The sequence below is a fragment of the Magnetococcales bacterium genome, from assembly GCA_015232395.1.
Taxonomy (GTDB): domain Bacteria; phylum Pseudomonadota; class Magnetococcia; order Magnetococcales; family JADFZT01; genus JADFZT01.
Genome location: JADFZT010000111.1, coordinates 1 through 4,420, shown reverse-complemented (window position 1 = coordinate 4,420; position 4,420 = coordinate 1). Strand labels below are relative to the sequence as shown.

The 4,420-nt window shown below is 54.8% G+C and carries 5 protein-coding genes; 2 read left to right on the top strand and 3 right to left on the bottom strand.

All coding sequences use genetic code 11. The features are described 5' to 3' along the window. Window positions 1-209: 209 nt before the first annotated feature. From HQL52_18745 to HQL52_18735, 3 genes are read right to left on the bottom strand one after another with little or no spacing between them, the layout of a single operon-like run. Window positions 210-638, bottom strand: a complete 429-nt coding sequence (locus tag HQL52_18745; protein MBF0371484.1) for a hypothetical protein — start codon at window positions 636-638, stop codon at window positions 210-212. Beyond that, window positions 635-1,984, bottom strand: coding sequence for a hypothetical protein (locus HQL52_18740; protein ID MBF0371483.1), 1,350 nt, complete (start codon window positions 1,982-1,984; stop codon window positions 635-637). Before HQL52_18740 ends, HQL52_18745 begins: the two co-directional genes overlap by 4 nt. Next, entirely contained in the window at window positions 1,981-2,508 is a 528-nt protein-coding gene (locus HQL52_18735; GenBank protein ID MBF0371482.1) for a hypothetical protein, read from the bottom strand. Before HQL52_18735 ends, HQL52_18740 begins: the two co-directional genes overlap by 4 nt. Window positions 2,509-2,855: 347 nt before the next feature. On the opposite strand from HQL52_18735, the gene HQL52_18730 reads away from it, so the two are divergent. Then, entirely contained in the window at window positions 2,856-3,329 is a 474-nt protein-coding gene (locus tag HQL52_18730; protein ID MBF0371481.1) for a prepilin-type N-terminal cleavage/methylation domain-containing protein, read from the top strand. Window positions 3,330-3,707: 378 nt separating this feature from the next. Then, window positions 3,708-4,157, top strand: coding sequence for a hypothetical protein (locus HQL52_18725; protein ID MBF0371480.1), 450 nt, complete (start codon window positions 3,708-3,710; stop codon window positions 4,155-4,157). The last annotated feature ends 263 nt before the right edge of the window (window positions 4,158-4,420 follow it).

Below are 4,420 nucleotides of genomic sequence, written 5' to 3'. Positions count from 1 at the left end.
TATCTTTCTTTTGAACTTGCCTTACATCCCCCTGGGGGTGTGGGGGCGAGCCCCCACGGTCTTTCTTTTGATCTTGCCTTTGATCTTGCCCTTGCCTTTGATCTTGATCTTGCCCTTGATCTTTCTTTTGAACTTGCCTTACATCCCCCTGGGGGTGTGGGGGCGAGCCCCCACGGTTTTGCCTTTTCTTTTCAATCAACGATACAAGACTATTCCTCTCCTGCACTTGGAGCAGATATATCCCCTTGTCCCGAATCACCTGAGCCTTCCAAACCAGCTGGAGGGACTGCTTCCGGCTTCGGTTCGGCTGCCGTGTTTTTTTCTTCCACTGGCGCTGTTTTGTCAGTGCTTACAAAACCGATCATCTCCAAATCAACCTGGCCATGCCCCTTCACAGCCTGGCTTTGGGGAACACGCAGTCCTTCCATGTGGGGTTTGATCGCAGCCATGCTTTTTACAATATCGGCATCCACCTGGGGGCCGGTGGTGTTGAGCTGCCCCATCTGAGGTGGTTTGAAGGTAAACTGGGGAATCCCGGCATCCGGTTCCCCGCCTCCGATAGAGCCATAGAGGAGGGAGAGGGCTGCTGATGCGGCGATAAATCCCAGGGTGGCGATCCCCCTGTCTTTGCTTTTCATGATTTCCCCCGAAGCAATTTAACCGCAAAACCGATGTGGGTGGTGTCGGTATTGAGGCGGCTGTCAATCACGCTGAATGGATGTTGGGTCAGGGCATGAAGAAAGCGATCCAGATGTTGGCTCGCAGCCATAAAGGGTGTCTCAATCCGACCTGTCAGCACCACGATGGCCTGGCCTTGTGGGTCGTAGGCCAACTCCACCTGGTCGAGAAAAAGCGGACCACTGCGGGATTGGGAAATCTCCAACAAAATCTGTTGCAGGGAGGGGACGTCACGATAGTGGTGTAGCCGTTCAACGAAGGCCACCTGCTCCTTGAAGGCCGGATCGAGAACGCCAGCCTGATTAAGGCCCGCTGATACCTGGGAAAAACGGGCACTCTCCTGGTTGAGGGCATCGGCCTGCCGCTGATAGATGCTGCCTACAAAAAAGAGCCCCGCCACCGCAAAAAGGGTGATCAAGGTGACCCAAGGCATCCACCGTTGGGCACGATAACGAAATCGATCCAGGAAACTCGATGCCGAAAGGTCGCTATCCAGGTGGGCAAGCAGGCTGGTGAGAGAGGTTTCCAGGCGCTCGTCACCGGAAAGAGCATGGACCTCCATGGGAATAACCTGGCAGTCGGTACCCATCCCTTCGGCCAGTTGCCGAACCCACTGGGTGGGGTCTGAAGGGCCATTGTCAGCAGTGGAAACTTCTGCGGAGATCTCTCGTTGGTGAAGCCAGCCGTAATGGATGATTTCATCCACTCGGATGCGGTGTTCTCCCATGAGGTGAAGCAGTTCGGCGGCGACGGAGTCGGAGAGGGTGGATTTGGCCTCGGAGCTGGCGGCAAAACTCGACACCCGGGTTGCGTGGGAGACCTGACCGGAACGCCCCACCAGAATATCCACATGGCGGCCATGTTCGAAGAGAACGGCGACGGTATGATTTTCCCGGGAATAGTGCTTTAAAACGGCATATAGCAGGGCATTGGTGGAAAAAAAGAGGTGATGATGGTCATCCTCCAGAGCCCGATCCTCATAGGCTCCGAACAGCTCCCCTTTGACCGGGGTGCAAAAAATTTCAGTGGAGGATTTTCCCCGGGGCCTTTTCCAGTGGGTCAAAATCCGAACATTTTCTTCTGCCTCCCCACTCTCCTGGAGTCGCTTGCGGGCGACTATTTCGGCAAAACGGGCCGGGGCTTCCACGGTCATGAAAACCGGGGAAGCTCCTTGAAAATCGGTGAGGAGCCACTTGTCCTGATTCAGGCTTGCCAGCTCCGGAATGTCCTGAAGCTGAAGCCCCTGCAGGTGGAAGGGCTGTCCATCCATCTCGATGACGAGGGCGTCTGACGGGCTTTTTTTCATGGTTGGGGCAAGACCAGATAGGTCCCCTCCAGGGAGAGCAGTACCTGATGGCCGGGCTTGAGCGGCGGCCCATCCAGCTGGCCCAATCTTTCCATGAGCAGCCGTTCACGGATTTTTTCCGGGAGCAAGTGTTCGGCGGTGAGGGCGGTCAGGGTCATGCGCTTGGGTTGAAAATAGTGACTGTCGGAATGGCTCGCCCGCTGGAAATAGTCGGGCAGCTCCTCCTGGTTGAGGGGACGGTGCTTGATATCGACATCAAAGGGGCGCCAATGGGATTCACCGATGCCCGCCTGGTCCGCCTCCTTGAGAAACCCGTTGACCTCTTCGGCATACCTTTGCCAGGCACGGGTTTGGGCTGCGCGCTCCTGTTGCTTGGCATGTTTGGCCTCAGCCTTGGTGAATTTTTCCCGGGCTTGGGCCAGCTGTTGATGGCTGGTGAGCATGGAGTGGGTTCCTATAGGCAATAAAATCGCCAGAGGCAGCGCCACCCAAAAAGTCAATAATCGGCCTGTGAGCTTGGTCATGGATCCCTGGAGCTCCAATAGCATGGTGTGATATCAGTCCGCATCATGGGCGTCACGACCTGGCCATGTCTTGGGCTTCCTGCCATCACTGAAGCCCCTCTCATCGCCTTATTCCTGCCGCCATTTGACCCCATCGACTGGAGATGGGTGCGAATCGATATGCTCTCCTGAATGTCCTGATCCGGAGAACGCAAAAGAAGCCATTATACATCCATTACATCGATCCATTTCCAGGCCTATTCTTTTCTCCCCCTCCCCTCACCACGAATAGGCTTGACCCCATTGAAGAAACGGTGCTAAGACAACCAATTCAATCATTCGAATGAGCGAACCCCTAGGAGACCCCTGTGATCAAGAAATTGCGCCAAATGCCCAATCGGGAGTCAGGCTTTTCCCTGGTGGAAATGGCCATTGTTTTCGTTATTATCGGACTCATCGTCTCCGCCATTGCCGTTGGTCGCACCACCATGCGCAAGGGTGAATCCATCAAGGCTTACCAGCAGTTTATCAACCCCTGGACCCAGTCGGCCCTGAACTATTACCAAAACACCGGTCTCACCGGCTGGGGCTCCATCGAAGATCTGAAAAATGCCTATCCTATCGCTGGTGGCCAGCTGGGCCAGGGAGAGATCACCCTCCAGGCCGGTAACGGTATTCAGCGTCTGACCATCTCCTTCACCAACAGCACCATCGGTACCGATGCCTGGGAAGAGCTGACGGGGACATTCCTCAACGCCATGTCCGCAGCCCAGTCCACCTCTGCCAACAACGAAATATTGGCTGCCAGCTTTGATGTGCCGAGTGTTGTGCAAAACCCCTGATTTGCACGCCTGAAAACAACACGACCTGACCCCGGCTCTGGCTCCATACAGCCAAAGCCGGGGTGGGGAGTCCATGCCAGTCACTCCCATGAGTAACACGCCGGTCGGGATCAGCCCCCCCCTTGCGCTCTTGATGGATGCGGTTCGCGCAGCTCACCCGAAAATGGCCTGTCAGGACAGAGTGTGTGTGCCCTTCTAAATTGGAATGACTTTAAAAAAAACAACTCTCTACCCAAATGGGGGCCGGTCCCTTCTTCCTTTGATGATGGAGAGATGAGCTATCGTTCAATCATTTTCCACCCTGCAACCGGGTGGGTCTGTTAAATGGGTCGGGGTGATTCGACCGAAACAATCGTCTGACAGGAGGTTATGCGGATTATGGCTGGTATTCTCGGACTCTTTTTCATCCTCATCCTGAGCGCCACTCCCATGGTGGAGTTGGGTGGGGTCTCGCAGTTTTTCAACCTGGCGTCTCTGATTCCGGTGATGGGCATCACCATCGGTTTGGGTTTGCTCTCTTTCGGGTTTGACAGATATGTCGAAGGCTTCCTGGCCGCCATGACTCTGCCGTTCCAGAATGAAGATCCCTCAAAGGAGCAGGTCAAGCTGATCCCTGTATTGCGGGGTATTCGGGGGCATTTTTACTATGCAGCCCTGATCACCATCACCATCGGCCTGATACACTTGGCCACTACCGCCCCCCAAGCCGCTTCACTCTCCGATCTGGGACCTGGTGTGGGAACCAATCTGCTCGCCATCTTTTATGCGATCATCCTCGATCAGGTCTTCGCACGCCCTGCCCTGCATCGGCTGGAAGTGATCGAATAATCTGACTGGTTTGATGGCGGGTCCATCAACTGGACAGTTTGGATAGAGGGGCTGAATGCCAGGTGGGTGTTCAGCCCCTTTTTTATTTGGGGAGTTTTTTTTCAGCCAGGATATCCATTCTCTGATGGGACATCCCACTCCACCCCCCTATAGCAATTCAAATCAAGAATTGGACATATGCCGCTATACTTTTTCTGTCATTCCCGCGAAGGCGGGAATCCAGGGGGGCTGGCGCGAACCTTTCCAAAATCTTGTATCACTTT